The following is a 15470-nucleotide window of genomic DNA, read 5'->3' on the forward strand; positions in this document are numbered from 1 at the left end:
TAAACGGTTCTTCCTCCGGCTTCGTCATCCAGGGCCTTCAAAGGGGGACGGAATGGGTGCCAAAAGTTGTCTCTGAAGCATCTGTTGCCGCCGTTGTTGGTGATATCACCAACAACCAAGATCGAGGTGCAACGCGCAAGGGCAACCACAAGGGATTGCCCCTACAAAACAAAAGGCCCCGCTTCTCAGGAGAGAAGCGGGGCCTTTATAGCTTAGCTGAATCAGACTTATGATTTCACAGCGGTGATGGTTTTGATGGTGCCATCTGGCTGGTGAGTCAGTTCGGTTACTTTTACATTACGCAGGTGCGTTTTACCCGAAGTCTGGGTGTCATGGTAGAACAGGTACCACTTGCCTTTGAACTCAACTACGGAGTGGTGGTTTGTCCAGCCTTCTACGGGGTTCAGGAGCACGCCTTTGTAGGTGAATGGTCCGGTTGGCGAATCGCCGATGGCGTAGGCGATGTTGTGGGTATCACCGGTAGAGAAAGAGAAGTAATACTTGCCGTTGTACTTATGCATCCAGGCCGCCTCAAAGAAACGCTTGTTATGCTCGGTAGCCGGGAAAGGCTTGCCGTTCTCGTCCAGGATCTGCACATCTTTCACAGGGCCTTCAAAGCCTAGCATATCTGCACGCATTTTGGCCATTTTAGGCGCCAGGGCATTGCCGGAGGCTGGCTCGGGAGCAACAGTGGAGTCATACTTGCCAGTGGCCCAACGCTGCAGCTGTCCGCCCCAGATTCCCCCGAAGTACATGTAGGAGGTTCCATCAGTATCGGTGAAAACGGCCGGGTCAATACTGAAGCTGCCTTCAATGGGTTTAGGCTCGGCTTTGAAAGGACCAGTGGGCGATGTAGAGGTAGCTACCCCAATTTTGAAGATGTCCTGCTTGTCTTTTACCGGGAAGTACAAGTAATACTTGCCATTCTTGAAAGCGGCATCGGGCGCCCACAGCTGGCGCTTGGCCCACGGAATGTCTTTGATATCCAGGGCTACGCCATGGTCAGTGACTTTACCGTTGATGTCGTCCATGGAGAAGATATGGTAATCGCGCATGTCAAAGTGATCACCGTTGTCGTTCTCAGGAGTACCCGCCTCAATGTCGTGCGATGGGTAGATGTAGATCTTTCCGTTGAAAACGTGCGCCGAAGGGTCTGCGGTGTACATGCCCGGGATGAGCGGCTGCGACAGGTACTTGGAAGAAGTGGTATCTGCAGAAGCAGTGGCGCCACTTTGTCCATCGGCAGTCTTGGAATCTGCTCCACCCTGCTTTTGGCAGGCGCTGGAGAAGGCAGAAGCGGCAACAAATACCAAAGGCAGGTATTTTGCGGTTCTAAACTTTGTCATCTTTCGTTTTAGGTTTGGATTGTTCTGGTGAATATAGGCATAACTGCAGCCTCTTTGCAACCGATTTCAATAAAATAAGCCGAAAGCGCCAGGCCATCCCCCCCAAAACAGACCTGTTCATTTTTACCCGTGCCCCACGCGCTCTTTTTTCAGCCCCCAATCCTTCAAATGGAAACCTCCTTTCTGATGCCCTGCTTCAGGAAGGCAACGTGCCCCGCTCCCCTTCTATTGAAACCGCATTTCCAGAAATGGGATTATTTAGCCCTTTTTCATGAACCACAATCCTTAGGAGCCGTATCCAATAGCTTCTTCAGGTTTCTGATAAGGCTTTGTAAGTAAATATTTTACGGCTATTTCCTTGAAAACAGGCCCAAAACGATGGTTAAATAAAAGTGCATTTTTCAATACTCATTTCCCTCCCAGACAACCTTACCAGAAATAAACCTCGTTTAAGAAAGAAGTAAACAAGACACCTCTATAAATTAATTTACGACTATGACTTCTAAACACCCCAACCTCAATGTAACCGAGAGCTTTGAAGAATCCATTGTTTCTAGTATTGAGGAGTCCATAGAGGCTGAAATTGAAGAGGAAGACGTTGCCTCCAGGAGAACGGAAAACCCCATCCCCAGGGTAGTCCTCCGGCCCAACACCTATTCTTTGTTGGACGGGGAATGGAAATTCTCCCTGGACCAGGAAGACCGTGGTATCAGGGAGGGCTGGTACCTGGGGCACAAATACGAACACACCGCCAACTGGCCCGGCTCTGTGGAAGAACACATGGCCAAAACCAAAGGAGAACTGGAAAGTACGCCCGCCTGGCAAGACAAACTCATTGCCTGGTACGAGCGCGAGTTCACCCGTCCCGAGAAACTGGAAAGCGGGGGGAAAAGGATTTACCAGATCACCTTTGGGGCCTGCGGTTACGAGACCAGGGTTTGGCTTAACGGCCGCCTGCTCACCGACGTGGAAGGTGGCGACGTGCACTATGGCGAATACAACTCCTTTTCCTTTGAGATAAACGAAGACCATCTGCTACCGGTGAACTTCCTTACCGTGCGTATCTCGCACAGCATGGACGCCGAGGTACCCCGCGGCAAGCAGGAATCGCATGTGTACAAGCGGGGCGGTATCTGGTACCAGACCTACACCGGCGCCGTAAGAAGCGTGTGGCTGGAGACCGTTGAGCGGAACAGGCTGCGGTCCAGGGTTGGGGTACAGGGATTAATTGAAGACTCCCTGGTGCGTTTCAACTTCACCACCCGTATCCAGGACCCAGGGCAGTACACGCTCAGGCTGAACATCTTTGAGCGCGATGCTCCCGATGACGCCATCCCCATTGCCACCTCAGACTATGAACTCAGGTTGGAGGCCGGCCAAAGGTCGCAGTACGTGGTCATTGAAGTACCCAACGCCGAGCTCTGGAGCCCCGAGAACCCGCACCTGTATAAATTTGAGGCCCAGTTAATTGATTCCTCCGGCTACGCCTCTGAGATTGCCGGCCACTTTGGCTTGCGCAAGATTGAGGCCCGAGGCCGTCACCTGTACCTTAACAACCAGGAGATCTACATAGACGGCATCCTCTACCAACCAGGTACCGCTACTTACGAGGAGATGAAACGGCACATGTACGCCATGAAGGAACTGGGCTGTAACCTGGTGCGGGTGCACATTGCCGGTATTGATCCACGTATTTACAACCTGGCAGATGAAATGGGCATGCTGCTGTGGGTAGAAGTGCCCAGCCCGCACTCCTCTACCCGGCGCAGCCGCGAGAACCACAAGATAGAGCTCCTCCGGATGCTGGCCCTGATTGAAACCAACCCCTCGGTGATCATCTGGAGTTTATACAACGAGGACTGGGGCGCCCAGGACATCGCCACGAACCCCGAGACCCGCCAGTACATCATGGATACCTACCACTTTATGAAAATCAGGTATCCGCAGTTCCTGGTGGTGGACAATGACGGGTGGCAGCACATCTCCTATGAAGGCAAGCTCAAGACAGATTTGCTCACTGCCCACTTGTACACGCCTAAGCTGGGCAAATGGAAAAAGCTGCTGGACAAGTTGACGGCCGGTGAGATGGAAGGCGTGGCGGTATTGCCGCTGGTGATTGGTGACCAGTATTTCTACCGTGGCCAGACGCCGCTGATCGTGAGTGAGTGGGGAGGCTTCGGGTTCTCAGATTACGGTGGGCCCGAAGGTTCTGAGGAGCGTACCCAGAGAATCCTGGACTTTAAGCGGGAACTGCGCAAGCGCCGCATTGCCGGTGATGTGTACACCCAAGCCACGAACATTGAAGAAGAGAAAAACGGTCTTATTGACTTCCACACGGGGGAACTGACCGTGCCACCCGGGATTCTAAGTACCAAAGGCAGCGACTTCAACGCCAAGCCCAGTAAGCGGCTCCTGAAGAAAAAGAAAAGTGAGTAACCCATGGTGACTTAGCCAATGGAAATGAACCTGTTTAGGAGGCGTTTTCTAAAGAACTCCTCCTAAACAGGTTTTTTGTGTGATCCCCTTAAATCTTTTCCCTAATTAGCCTTTAAACATTACCGCTGGTAATCTGTCTTTCCACTATCCGTCTAACCTAAAAAACAACAAGATGAAAAAACTCCTGATTTTACTTTTCTGCGTGTGCACCCTGCAGGCCTGGGCGCAGGGACTTGCCCAGCCAGACCGCATAAAAACCGAGAAAGGTGACCTGGTGATCCAGCCGGTGACGCACGGCACCGTGGTGTTGCAGTGGAATAACAAAACCATCTGGGTAGATCCTTACGGCGGCGCCCAGCTGTTCACCGGCCTCACCGCCCCAGACCTTATCCTCATCACCGACATCCACCCAGATCACCTGGACCTGAAAACCCTGGAAGCGCTGCCCACCTCTAAAGCCACCATCGTGGCGCCCCAGGCCGTGGTAGATAAACTGCCCGAGGCCATGAAAGCCAAAGCCAAGGTGCTGGCCAACGGCGCTAAAACAAACCAACTTGATATAGACATCACCGCCGTGCCCATGTACAACCTGCCCGAGGCAGCGGATGCCATGCATACAAAAGGCCGTGGCAACGGCTACGTCCTGAGAATCGGGAACAAGAACGTCTACCTTTCCGGTGACACAGAGGACATCCCTGAAATGCGGGCCCTTAAAAACATTGATGTGGCGTTTGTGTGCATGAACCTGCCCTACACCATGGATGTAAACCAGGCAGCATCGGCAGTGCTTGAGTTCAGACCCAGGGTTGTTTATCCTTACCATTACCGCGGCCAGGGCGGCCTCAGCGATGTGAATGCCTTTAAAACCCAGGTAGATGCCGGCAAGAAAAATGTAGAGGTGCGCCTGCGCAACTGGTACCCAGAAAACAAAAGCTAAGTCTTGATCATCCTGTCTCCTTGCCCTATGAGGAAGGATTCAGTTTTTAAGGCAATGTTCTCAAAAACGGCCCTAAAAAGCAGAAGCTGGTTTCCAAGGATTAAGGAAAACCAGCTTCTGCTTTTTGCTTATAAAGGCTACAGGCGGTTGTAGTCGGTTTCTTCAGAATCGGCTTCTGAGCTGTCCAGGGGCTGGTCGTGCATTCTCAGGCCGTTGGCGCTGCCGTCCATGGCATCGTAGCTACCTTCGTACTCAAAACCGGGCCCCTGTGAGATAGACTCTTTTTCCTCATGGTCGTTGGCGCCGTAACCGGTCAACTCGTTCCCGCCTATGTGCAGGTTCTCCAGTTTGTCTTTCTGGTCGTTGCGCTCGGTGTCTCCGTTCACGTTGATGTTGCGCTTGGCAGATGGGTCTGGATGATTCCCGGGCGCGTTCCGCTGATGATACTCATCGTTTATATTGTTGGCGGTATTTGCCTTGTCTTTATCTTTATCGTCGCCGTTGAAAATATCTGAAATAGCCATAGTCTAAAAGTTAAGTTATACGTAAGTTATACGCCTGTTTACGAGGACAAAGACAGGTGGTTTGCCGCCGGGGCGCCCGGGACTTAATTAAACTGGTTTACCTATAAAAAAAGAGGGCCTGCCGCAGCAAGCCCTCTTTCATTTGTTTTTATCGGGGTAAAAGCTTCTTAGTGCTTTTTACCTTTTTTCTTTTTACCGCCTTTGTGGCCGTGGCCGTGTCCTTTGCCGCCTTTTTTCTGCTGGCCTGGCGCATAGTCGCGGGCAGACTGGTCACCGTTGACCTTTTTGGCTTGGCCCGGAGGAAGCCCCCTGGTAGAGGTTCTGCTCTCGCCAAAGATTACCCCCGGAAAGGAGTCTGAGGTTCTCTGGCTTTTGGAGGTACGGGTGCCGGATGGGTACCTAGAACTGCTGGTGTTTTTAGAGCTGGAGCAGGAGGCCACAGTCGCCAGAACAAACACTAATAAAAAGAATTGTACAATCTGTCGTTTCATAATTTCTTCTGAATAGCCAAACGTTTGGAAACTCGGCTGCAAGTATAAAGCCAATTATTTTAGTGAGAGCCTAAATATGGCTATTTTTAAAAACAAACCCGGAAACGTTATCCTAGCGACGGTTGTTTCATCGTTACAGAAAGGCACACCGCCTTTATTTTCAGGGTACTACAAGATGGCTAGGCTGGCTTTAATTTTTACCATTTTTTTCATAGGTTGGCAGACACGGGCGCAGGTAATGCAGCCCCAGAGAAATGCCGTGCCCTCCGGCGAGGTGGTTTCCGGTGCGCCGGTTATCCCGATGTCCCAATCCAGAACCACTGAGGGCTTGGCGCAGTTTCTGAGCGGCCACTATAAAACGCCGCAGGAAAAAGTGAAAGGCCTGTATGACTGGCTGGCCACCAACATTGCCTATGACGTGCAGGCCCTGGCCAGAAAAACCCTATATTATGAAAAGCAGGCCCTAATCGCGCAGACACTGAGCTCCAGAAAAGCCCTTTGCCAGGGCTATGCCGAGGTGTTCCAGGAGGTCTGCGCTAAGATGGGTGTTCCGGCCTACCTGGTGACCGGGTTTGTCATTCCCAGGGGTATGTCCCAGCCGATGACGCATGCTTGGTGCGCCGCCCAACTGCAAGGCCAATGGTATTTGTTTGACCCCACCTGGGGAGCGGGCGTGGTGGAGAAAGGCGTGTTCATCTCCCGGGCCAATACCCGGTACTTTATGGTAGCGCCCGCTAAGATGATTCAGACGCACATGCCGTTTGATCCTTTGTGGCAGTTACGGACGCAGCCGCTAACCTATAGTGAATTTATCTCCTCCAGAAGTGCTTTGCCCAAACCCAAACCGGCCTTCAAGTTCCTGGATACATTGGCTACTTACAGATCTGCTACAGAGAAAGCGCAATTGACGGGCACCATCCGGCGGATGTCTGCCAACCCCGTGATTCCGGCGGTGGTTTTGGACCAGTTGAACCATCTGAAGAAGAACCTTTCTGTCATTAAGGAAAACGAAACGGTAGACGCATACAATGCGGCCGTGAACACCTTCAATGAGGGCATCAACGCACTGAATCAGTTCATCAGGTACCGGAATAACCGCTTTCTGCCGGCCCGGTCAGATCAGGAGTTGCGGCTGATGGCCAGCAGCTGCGCCGGAAAGTTCAGTGAGACCAGGCGGCTGCTGCAGCAGGTGAACCCAGCCGACAACACCAACCTTTTTCTTTCTCTGCAGAACATGAAGGTTTCCCTGGAGAAAGCCGTGGCCATGGTGCAGAAACAGGAGCAGTTCCTGCACCGATACCTCAGCACCCCGGTGAAAAAACGCGAAGCCCTTTTCTACAAGCAAGCTCTGGCAGAGCGCCAATAAACTGGCGGATTTGTTCATTTTCCCACTGTGGTGAGTGGGGGGTTTAGCGGCTGTTTTACTGAAATCAGCCGCTAAACATATATCAGAAGTTTTGTATATCTTGGCTATCACATCCTTCCACCAACCACACAAACATGAACAAAATCATTTCCCGGCGCTCCCGGCTGTCGGTGCTGCTGCTGCTGGCTTTGTCGCTGGCCGGTCCCGCCGTCATGGCCCAGGGGGCCAAAGACCTCAACGTCCCCTACCAGCGCCCAGCTGAGTCTATTGCCAAACTGATTGAAGCCCCGGCCACACCCTCGGTGCTTTTTGATTCCAAGGGCGACTGGATGCTGCTTATGGAGCGGGCCGGCTACCCGTCCATTGAGGAAGTGGCCGCGCCAGAGGCCCGCATTGGGGGGCTCCGCATCAACCCGGCGGTAAACGGCGCCAGCCGTGGTACTTCTTTCCACAACCTCAAGTTCAAAAAGGTCTCCGGCGGACAGGAGTTCAACATCCAAGGATTACCGGCCAAAGCCAAAATCACTGATGTCACCTGGTCTCCGGATGAAAAGCAGATTGCCTTCCTGAACACCGTCTCCAACGGCATTGAACTGTGGGTAGTGAACGCCGCTGACAGAACCGCCCGCAAACTCACCACTGCCAGTGTAAACGATGCCTGGGGCAACGCCTTCAGCTGGACCCCGGATAGCAAGAACCTGTTGGTAAAACTGGTGAACCCCTCACGCGGCGAGGCGCCGAAGTCCAACACCACGCCGGTGGGACCGGTGATCCAGGAGAACCTGGGCCGCCCCGCCCCTTCCCGCACCTACCAGGATCTGCTCAAGAACCGCCAGGACGAGGCCCTGTTTGATTACTATTTAACAAGCCAACTCGTGCAGGTGTCCCTGGACGGCAAGGCAACGAACCTGGGCGAGCAAGGCATTATCCGGTCTTTCAGCATCTCGCCGGATGGGCAGTTTGTGCTGGTCTCCACCACGCACCGGCCTTACTCCTATCTGGTACCTTCCAGCCTGTTCCCCTACACGGTGCAGGTGTGGGACCGCCAGGGAAAAGTGGTGAAGCAGATCGCTGATATTCCGCTGGGCGAGAACATTCCCGTGGGCTTCAATGCGGTGGCAGCCGGCCCCAGAAACGTGAACTGGCGCGCAGACCAGCCGGCCACCCTGTACTGGGTAGAAGCCCAGGACGGTGGCGATGACAAGAAAGACGTACCCGTACGGGACATCGTCTACACCCAAACCGCGCCGTTCACTCAAAAACCAGTGGCGCTGGTGGGTACCAAACTGCGCTTCAGCGGCATTACCTGGGGAGACGATGACCTGGCCCTGGTGACCGAGCGTTGGTGGAAAACCCGCCAGGAGCGCCGCCTGCGCGTGAACCCAAGCCAGCCGGGCGCTGAGCCGGTGTTGCTGGTAGAACGCTCCTACGAAGACCTGTACTCAGACCCGGGCTCACCAGTGATGACCAAGAACCAGTTCGGCCGCAATGTGCTCATGACGGATAAATCTGGGCAGAACCTGTACATGATCAGCGAAGGTGGCTCGCCGCAGGGTAACCGCCCTTTCTTGAGCAAATTCAACCTGGCCACGAAGAAGGCCAATATCCTGTGGCGCTCTGAGGCGCCGTATTACGAGCTGCCGGTGGATGTTTTGAACCCGGAGAAAGGGCTGTTCATCACACGCCGCGAGTCTGAGAATGATCCGCCCAACTACTTTTTGCGCCAGATTGGGACTAAGAAACTCACCGCGGTGACCAAGTTCCCGCATCCGTCGCCGGAGTTGATTGGAGTAGACAAGCAGCTATTGACCTACAAACGCAACGATGGGGTAACGCTTACGGCCACACTGTACACACCCAAAGGCTACAAGAAAGAGCAGGGTCGCTTGCCTATGCTCATGTGGGCGTATCCGCGCGAGTTCAAAGACGCCGCCAGCGCCGGCCAGGTGAAAAGCTCGCCGTATGAGTTCACCCGTATCAACTACGGTTCTCCCCTGTTCTGGGTGACCCGGGGCTACGCCGTGCTTGACCGCACTGATTTCCCGATTGTGGGAGAAGGAGACGCAGAACCGAATGACACATACGTAGAGCAACTTTTGGGCAGCGCGAAAGCCGCCATTGACGAGGTGGCTAAAATGGGCATTGCGGACCCGAACCGGGTGGCGGTAGGCGGCCACTCTTACGGCGCTTTCATGACGGCTAACTTATTAGCGCACTCAAACCTGTTTGCGGCCGGTATCGCGCGCAGTGGGGCCTATAACCGCACCCTTACCCCGTTCGGGTTCCAGGCCGAGGAGCGTACTTTCTGGCAAGCCCCCGAGGTGTACGCCAAAATGTCGCCGTTCAACTACGCAGATAAAATCAAGACGCCTTTGCTCATGATCCACGGCGAGGCCGACAACAACTCCGGTACTTTCCCTATCCAGAGCGAGCGTTTCTACAATGCCCTCAAGGGCCATGGGGCCACCACCCGCCTGGTGTTTCTGCCCGCCGAGAGCCACGGCTACGGCGCCAAGGAGTCAATTATGCACATGCTGTGGGAAATGGACCAGTGGCTGGAGAAATATGTGAAAAACAAGCCGCAACCGCAAACCATGCGGTAAGAAGTAGCTTCCCCTTAAAAAGGTGGTCTTTGGTAAAACATAGACCACCTTTTTTTGTTCTGCGTAATAAAACTTAGATTTCCACGACTAACCTTAACCGGGAAGCAGGAAAGAGAAGAACGGACCTGGACTATCCGTTGCAACAGACAAACCAAATGACAAAAGTAGAACTAAAGAAGCCCAACGGGGATGTTTTCCTCATTGCGGAGCGTATGCCAGACAACCTCTACATCCATGCACAATGGATTGGAATTCAGACGCTGGACACCGTGATGCAGGGCGGCAGTCACTATATCAAAATGCTGCAGGAGCAACCTTGCTCCCGCTTATTGAACAATCACAAAGAATTGATAGGCCCCTGGGAAGTGGCCAACGACTGGATTGTAAGTTTCTGGACGCCTAAAGTCATGGAACTGGGCCTGCAGTATATGAGCCAGGTGTTGGCCCCCGGTATTTACGGCAAAATGTCTTTTCACCACCTGCACCAGCACATTGGAGACAAATTCCAGATCAAAATGTTTGAGGATGTGCCTCCGGCCCTGGATTGGCTTCTGAACGTGGGCAAAGAAAATCCCCTGCAGACTACTACTATTAGATAGATAAGGCTTTTACTCCAACCGGAATTCACCTGTTGGAGTATTTTTTTGCTCCCCCTTTTAAGGCCGATTTCCTTAAAACACCCCCAAATCAAATTCTCACCCAATCTTTAACACCACATCCCCTCCCACCGGGTAACCCACGCAGGTTAACACCAGCCCCTGGGCCACTTCCCTATCCGTGAGCACCTCATTGTAAGACATCCAGACTTTGCCTTGCAGGCAGGTTGCCGCACAGTTTCCGCAGCGGCCCGCCTCACAGCTGTACGGCAGGGAAAGGCCAGCCTTTTTGGCGGCCTGCAGAATGGTATCAGGGTATTGGGCCGGAAGCTGATGCACCTGGTTTTGGTATTGGATGCTGACGGTATGCGGATCAGTATCTGGTGGGGTTTCTTTGGTAATGACTTTAACCGTGCTGAACGTCTCCTGCCGGATATTGGCTGCGGGTACCCCTACCTCCCTTAGACCATACAAGCACAAGCGCCGGTAGTTCTCAGGGCCACAAACATAACATAACATTTCCGATACAGACACTTTGCTGTATTGGCGCACCAGGCTTTTCAGGAGCTCTTTGTGCAGCCGGGCTTCACTTAGCCTGGGTGAAATACTGAACAGGAACTTTACCAGGAACCGCTCCGGGTATTGCTCGGCGAGTCGATTTAACTCCTGCAGAAAGATGGTGGTTTGGGGCGAGTGGTTGCTGTACACCAGAACCACAGAAACATCTGGATGCGCGTGGAGCAGGGTTTTGATCAAAGCGTAGATGGGGGTAATGCCACTACCGGCCGCCCAGAAAAACACCTGCCTGTAACCTGTCATGTCTTGGGGCAAAGTAAAAAATCCGGCGGCTCCTATAGTCTGCAAGGTGTCCCCTACCCTGGCATGGTCGATCAATTGACGGGACAGAAACCCGTTCTCAATCCTCTTTACCCCAATGGCCAGCGGTTCTCCTAAAGCCGGAGCCGAGGTGATGGAATAAGACCTTCTGACTTCCTCCTGCTTGTTTTGCGCCACCAAGGTTAGGTACTGACCCGGCAGGTAAGCGATGGCCTGGGCATCTTCGGCCCCGAAAACAAAGGTTTTTACATCGGGTAGTTCTTCCTTTATCTGGGTAATGGTGAGGGAATGGTACGTAGAACTCATGCAGACGGCACTTTCAGATCAAATTCCTCTTAACGGATTTCACCGCCCCAGAGATAAGGCCAGTAAACAGGAAGGCTATTTTAGGCTAATTTATCAAAAAAGAACCCCAAAGCAGCTTTCCCTCCATGGGAGGAAAGCTGCTTTGGGGTTCTGGCCTCATGGCAAGCTGGTCTTTGCTGTCTACAGGCAACTCAGCAGGATGCCTAACAACACAAAAACAATGATCATAGAACCATGAGTTTAGTTGCTTGGCAAGGCTTATCCGTTGGCATCTCCGTCTGATTTGGCGTCATCGTTGTTGATTTTCTTTTTGCGGCGGGGTGCCTGGGCCTTGGTGTTGATCTTACCGAACTTGTAGCTGGCGTTCACCCGCACCTGCCGGTTGTACAGATACATGGTGCTAACCTGCTCCGCATTCTGGGTTTTGAAGGTATTCCGCTGTTTCAGGGCTTCAGAGAATGGGTTATCAATGCCCACGCTGATGCTGCCGTTTTTCTTGAGAATGTCTTTTTTCACCGCGATGTTGTACATGGCCAGCGCCGAGGCTTTGCCCTGCAGGGTTACTCTGCGGGAATTAAACTGGCTGAACACCTGCGCGCTGAACCCTCTATTAAAACTGTAAGAGGCGTTGATATTGGCATTGTACATCATGCTGGCGTTGGAGGCATTCAACAAGGAGGTCTGGCTTTCCAGGTCACTGTAGAAGATGTTGAGGTTGGTGCTGATGTTGCCTTTCTGCAGAAACTTGGTGCTTCCAAACAAACTCACCCCATAGCTGGCGTTCCGCCCTATGTTCCCGAACCGCGTGTAGTTCACGCCTCCCTCCGTGGGCAGGGTGTAAGCCTCAATAGAGTTGTTCGTTTGCCGCCAGAAGAAAGAGGCGTTCACCGAGGTACCGCTTTTGAAAAAGGTGCTGTAACCCAGTTCATAGGCGTTGGTGATCTCGGCCCGCAGGTTAGGGTTCCCTACCTGGATGTTGAAGGTATCGGCGCGGTTCTCATAGGGGTTCAGCAAGCCCAGTTGCGGCCTTTGAATGCGTTTGGTATAGTTGAACTTCACCGTCTGGTTGTTCTTGAGCGTTCTGGAGATAGCCAGGCTGGGAATGAAATTGCCGTACTTCTGCCCTACCGAGGTCTCTGAGGAGGTGAAGTCACCGTCAATGCGGGTGTACTCATAGCGCGAGCCCAGCTTGAAGTTATACTTCTTATCCAGGCTGAACTCATACGAAGCATACGCTGCGCCCACGTTCTGGTGGTACTCAAATATATTGGTACGGCTTGGATCCACCACAAAAGGACCGGTGGCCGGATTGGCAAATAAAAGCTGGTAATCACTCTCGGCGTAGCGCAGGATGGCTTTGGTACCCAGTTCCAGCAGGTGCTTGTTTTTGAAGGGGTGCGTGTAGTCTACCTGAAAGGTTTTCTCCTCATTGTAGGCGTCATTCAGGTTTTGCTCCCGTAGGGCCAGTTGTTGGTCCAGGTTCAGGACATCGGCGAAATTATTGTTCTGGCGGTTGCTGCGGCTCAGTAGTCCCAGAATGCTGAGTTCCTGGCCTGGTTTTTCAAATCTGCGGGTAAAATCAAGGTTGAGGTCATAGTTGGCGTTGTCAAACTCATTGTTGTTGGTCCGGGTGTTGCCGCCCATCACCTCGCCGTTAAGAAACTGCGTGGAGACCTGCGAGGTCTTATAGGCGAACTCCGCGCTCTGCATCCTGAACCCCGCCGACACGCTGGTTTTAGGGCTTAGGTCATAATCCAGCCCCAATTGCACCATCTGGAAAACACCCTCCCGCTTGCCGTCCATGGTTTGGTGCAGCCGGTCAATTCCCGGGATGCCATTGTAGTAGGTGTCGCGGATGCTCTCAGCAGGATTGTTCTTCCAGCTTTGGCCCAGGGCCGTGGTCAGCCCGAACTTGCCTTTGCGGTAGTTCACATTGCCATTGATGCCTGTGTTCCGGTTGCCGTAGGTGGCATTCACCGTTCCGTTTACGCCTTGCAGGTTGTTTTTCTTGGTAATGATGTTGATGATACCGGCCGTTCCTTCGGCATCATACTTGGCCGAGGGGTTGGTGATGATTTCCACGCTTTTGATCTGGTCTGAGGGAATCTGCTGCAGGGCATCGGCGATGCTGGTGGCCATGACTGCCGAGGGCTTGTTGTTGATCAACACCCGCAGGTTGGAGCTGCCCCGCAAAGCCACATTGCCCTCCAGGTCTACCGTAACCCCGGGTACTTTCTTCAGGACATCACTGGCCGTGCCGCCCGCGTTGGTGATGTCTTTCTCGGCGTTGTACACCATGCGGTCTACTTTGTCTTCCACCAGCAATTTATCTCCTTCCACGGCCACCTCGTCCAGCATTTTGGAATTGCCTTTCAAGGCCACTGCCCCAATGTTGACTTCATCTTTGTTGCCGATGGTGATGTTGTCTACCTCCCGGGTCTCATACCCCAGAAATGTCACCGATATTTTGTATTGCCCGGCTGCCACGCGCCCCAGCGAGAATCTTCCCTTTTCATCAGACACTGTTCCGTCCACTGTTTTGCCGGTGGTTTTGTCAATGAGGCTGATGGTGGCAAACTCCACCGGTTTCTTGGCTACATCATCAATAACCACACCCGCTATTTTGCTGTTTCCTTTGGGGGTTAGCGCCGGTGCGGCGGATTGAGGAGGGGCGGAATTGGGCTTGTTTTGCGGAGCCTGGGCAAAAGTAAAATGCGCAGCCAAGCCGCTGGCCATCGCCAGGAGTATAACGTTTTTCATGTTTTTATTTTAAGAGTTTAGTTAGATATCACTATTCAGAAAAAGCCCTGTATTCTCCCAGTTTGCCTATTTTATGAAATGTCTAAAAAGGCTGCAGGAAACCAGTACAGTAGGTGCTTTGCTATGGTACAAGGTTAGCCAGCACTTAGCGTTTCAAAAATTAAATGTGATGAAAGACAGGAAAAATGTGATGAATGGTACTCTACCCCCGCAAAGGGGATTCTTGAAGTTGAAAAACATGCAAAGTAAATCCAGTAACATCCGGGAGGGATGAAGTCGCAATGGAGAAAAAAGCAGGGTACTACTGCAATAACCAGGCAGCTTTTCCTATTCGGGAAAAGGATTATATAATATTCTGTTTGGAGGCTAGTCTCTAGAAAACAACCTCTAAACGCTGGGATGAACTATTTACTTTGATCTATTTAAAATCCGTTTTGAAAGAATCGGGTGGAAAACGAGAGCAGCGGGATTTTATCATTGGAAGGAAGTACCCAAACCAAAAAGCACCTCCTCCCTTTGATAAATACTATTTCTTACTTATGGCTGTTAGCGCCGATCCGGTAAATTCTGCTTTTGCGGTATTGGAGAACTTATATGAGAGCGAAGGAATCACCACATCAAACATATATAAAGAACTTTGATTCCTGATGTCCAGATCAGCAGCATTGATCTGGTTGTCTTTCCTGATAAGGAGCATACTGTTGCTTTCCGGAGTAGGGCCCACTACTGCATTCAGTTTCCCTAGGTTGGTTTTGAACAGTTCCACCGCGGTAGCATGGTCCATCTGGATGTTCAGGCTGTCCTGCTTGAATTCTTCTAACAATACTTTTTTCAAACCATAAGGGTATACACTGGCCAACTCTTGGTGGGGCTTTCCCAGAAGGGTGTAACGAGAGGTAGTATTCAATGTTTTTAGATTTGGACAGGAAACATACACCACATACCGGCCATTAGACCAGATACCCTTCTTTTCCAAGTTAACGTCAATCACCAATTTCTGTCCTTGTTGCCTCACTTGCACAAGACCCAAGACCCGGTTGTGCAAAAACACCTTGAAAGGCCCCTGTACAACCTTCACCGATATTAGACTGCCTCCGTTCACTTCTAAGGCATTGAACCCGGTAAAATCCTGCTTCACAAAATTATTCAACGGATCTTTGTAATTGCCTTTGTCATATTCTGTTTTCATCACAAAATTAAAAGCAGTTAATGAGCAGAGGAAAAAGGCCAGAGCAGACACAATGAGAATATTACTCTTTTTCATGATC

General features: G+C 52.1%; 12 protein-coding genes. 6 read left to right on the forward strand and 6 right to left on the reverse strand.

Going from position 1 to position 15470, the window contains the following annotated elements; all coding sequences use genetic code 11:
• Positions 1–227: 227 nt before the first annotated feature.
• Positions 228–1346: a glycoside hydrolase family 43 protein gene (locus J3P35_RS14220; RefSeq protein WP_210465241.1), complete on the reverse strand. Its 1119-nt coding sequence runs from the start codon at positions 1344–1346 to the stop codon at positions 228–230.
• Between J3P35_RS14220 and J3P35_RS14225 the strand changes: the two genes are divergently transcribed.
• The 3 genes from J3P35_RS14225 to J3P35_RS14235 all read left to right on the forward strand — a co-directional run bounded on the left by J3P35_RS14225 (position 1340) and on the right by J3P35_RS14235 (position 4719).
• Entirely contained in the window at positions 1340–1621 is a 282-nt protein-coding gene (locus J3P35_RS14225) for a hypothetical protein (protein ID WP_210465242.1), read from the forward strand. The genes J3P35_RS14220 and J3P35_RS14225 overlap by 7 nt on opposite strands.
• Before the next feature lie 220 nt (positions 1622–1841).
• Positions 1842–3782: a glycoside hydrolase family 2 protein gene (locus J3P35_RS14230; protein WP_210465243.1), complete on the forward strand. Its 1941-nt coding sequence runs from the start codon at positions 1842–1844 to the stop codon at positions 3780–3782.
• Positions 3783–3954: 172 nt separating this feature from the next.
• Positions 3955–4719 carry an MBL fold metallo-hydrolase gene (locus J3P35_RS14235; protein ID WP_210465244.1) on the forward strand — a complete coding sequence of 255 codons (765 nt, stop codon included), beginning with the start codon at positions 3955–3957 and terminating at the stop codon, positions 4717–4719.
• A 137-nt stretch (positions 4720–4856) separates the two neighbouring features.
• Here the strand turns inward: J3P35_RS14235 and J3P35_RS14240 are convergent, their stop codons facing one another.
• Together J3P35_RS14240 and J3P35_RS22010 are read right to left on the reverse strand one after the other, a co-directional pair.
• Positions 4857–5243, reverse strand: coding sequence for a hypothetical protein (locus J3P35_RS14240; protein WP_210465245.1), 387 nt, complete (start codon positions 5241–5243; stop codon positions 4857–4859).
• A gap of 167 nt (positions 5244–5410) precedes the next feature.
• Positions 5411–5734 carry a hypothetical protein gene (locus tag J3P35_RS22010; RefSeq protein WP_246850217.1) on the reverse strand — a complete coding sequence of 108 codons (324 nt, stop codon included), beginning with the start codon at positions 5732–5734 and terminating at the stop codon, positions 5411–5413.
• Between the two features lie 238 nt (positions 5735–5972).
• Between J3P35_RS22010 and J3P35_RS14250 the strand changes: the two genes are divergently transcribed.
• From J3P35_RS14250 to J3P35_RS14260, 3 genes are all read left to right on the forward strand, one after another.
• A complete protein-coding gene (locus J3P35_RS14250) occupies positions 5973–7100 on the forward strand; it encodes a transglutaminase domain-containing protein (protein WP_210465246.1) in 1128 nt (375 codons plus the stop codon).
• Positions 7101–7234: 134 nt separating this feature from the next.
• Positions 7235–9703: a prolyl oligopeptidase family serine peptidase gene (locus tag J3P35_RS14255; protein ID WP_210465247.1), complete on the forward strand. Its 2469-nt coding sequence runs from the start codon at positions 7235–7237 to the stop codon at positions 9701–9703.
• 155 nt (positions 9704–9858) lie between these two features.
• On the forward strand, positions 9859–10302 hold the full coding sequence (locus J3P35_RS14260; RefSeq protein WP_210465248.1) for a hypothetical protein: 444 nt from the start codon (positions 9859–9861) through the stop codon (positions 10300–10302).
• A 96-nt stretch (positions 10303–10398) separates the two neighbouring features.
• Here the strand turns inward: J3P35_RS14260 and J3P35_RS14265 are convergent, their stop codons facing one another.
• The 3 genes from J3P35_RS14265 to J3P35_RS14275 all read right to left on the reverse strand — a co-directional run bounded on the left by J3P35_RS14265 (position 10399) and on the right by J3P35_RS14275 (position 15466).
• On the reverse strand, positions 10399–11442 hold the full coding sequence (locus tag J3P35_RS14265) for a ferredoxin--NADP reductase (protein WP_210465249.1): 1044 nt from the start codon (positions 11440–11442) through the stop codon (positions 10399–10401).
• A gap of 258 nt (positions 11443–11700) precedes the next feature.
• Positions 11701–14202: an outer membrane beta-barrel family protein gene (locus tag J3P35_RS14270; protein WP_210465250.1), complete on the reverse strand. Its 2502-nt coding sequence runs from the start codon at positions 14200–14202 to the stop codon at positions 11701–11703.
• A gap of 526 nt (positions 14203–14728) precedes the next feature.
• A complete protein-coding gene (locus J3P35_RS14275) occupies positions 14729–15466 on the reverse strand; it encodes a head GIN domain-containing protein (RefSeq protein ID WP_210465251.1) in 738 nt (245 codons plus the stop codon).
• Positions 15467–15470: the final 4 nt, after the last annotated feature.

The sequence above is a fragment of the Rufibacter roseolus genome, assembly GCF_017916365.1.
Lineage (GTDB): Bacteria > Bacteroidota > Bacteroidia > Cytophagales > Hymenobacteraceae > Nibribacter > Nibribacter roseolus.

What these genes read in the sequence shown, in the direction of transcription:
- J3P35_RS14220 (WP_210465241.1), bottom strand. Translation starts at nt 1,346, where the DNA reads ATGACAAAGTTTAGAACCGCAAAATACCTGCCTTTGGTATTTGTTGCC.
- J3P35_RS14265 (WP_210465249.1), bottom strand. Translation starts at nt 11,442, where the DNA reads ATGAGTTCTACGTACCATTCCCTCACCATTACCCAGATAAAGGAAGAA.
- J3P35_RS14235 (WP_210465244.1), top strand. Translation starts at nt 3,955, where the DNA reads ATGAAAAAACTCCTGATTTTACTTTTCTGCGTGTGCACCCTGCAGGCC.
- J3P35_RS22010 (WP_246850217.1), bottom strand. Translation starts at nt 5,734, where the DNA reads ATGAAACGACAGATTGTACAATTCTTTTTATTAGTGTTTGTTCTGGCG.
- J3P35_RS14275 (WP_210465251.1), bottom strand. Translation starts at nt 15,466, where the DNA reads ATGAAAAAGAGTAATATTCTCATTGTGTCTGCTCTGGCCTTTTTCCTC.
- J3P35_RS14260 (WP_210465248.1), top strand. Translation starts at nt 9,859, where the DNA reads ATGACAAAAGTAGAACTAAAGAAGCCCAACGGGGATGTTTTCCTCATT.
- J3P35_RS14270 (WP_210465250.1), bottom strand. Translation starts at nt 14,202, where the DNA reads ATGAAAAACGTTATACTCCTGGCGATGGCCAGCGGCTTGGCTGCGCAT.
- J3P35_RS14230 (WP_210465243.1), top strand. Translation starts at nt 1,842, where the DNA reads ATGACTTCTAAACACCCCAACCTCAATGTAACCGAGAGCTTTGAAGAA.
- J3P35_RS14255 (WP_210465247.1), top strand. Translation starts at nt 7,235, where the DNA reads ATGAACAAAATCATTTCCCGGCGCTCCCGGCTGTCGGTGCTGCTGCTG.
- J3P35_RS14250 (WP_210465246.1), top strand. Translation starts at nt 5,973, where the DNA reads ATGCAGCCCCAGAGAAATGCCGTGCCCTCCGGCGAGGTGGTTTCCGGT.
- J3P35_RS14240 (WP_210465245.1), bottom strand. Translation starts at nt 5,243, where the DNA reads ATGGCTATTTCAGATATTTTCAACGGCGACGATAAAGATAAAGACAAG.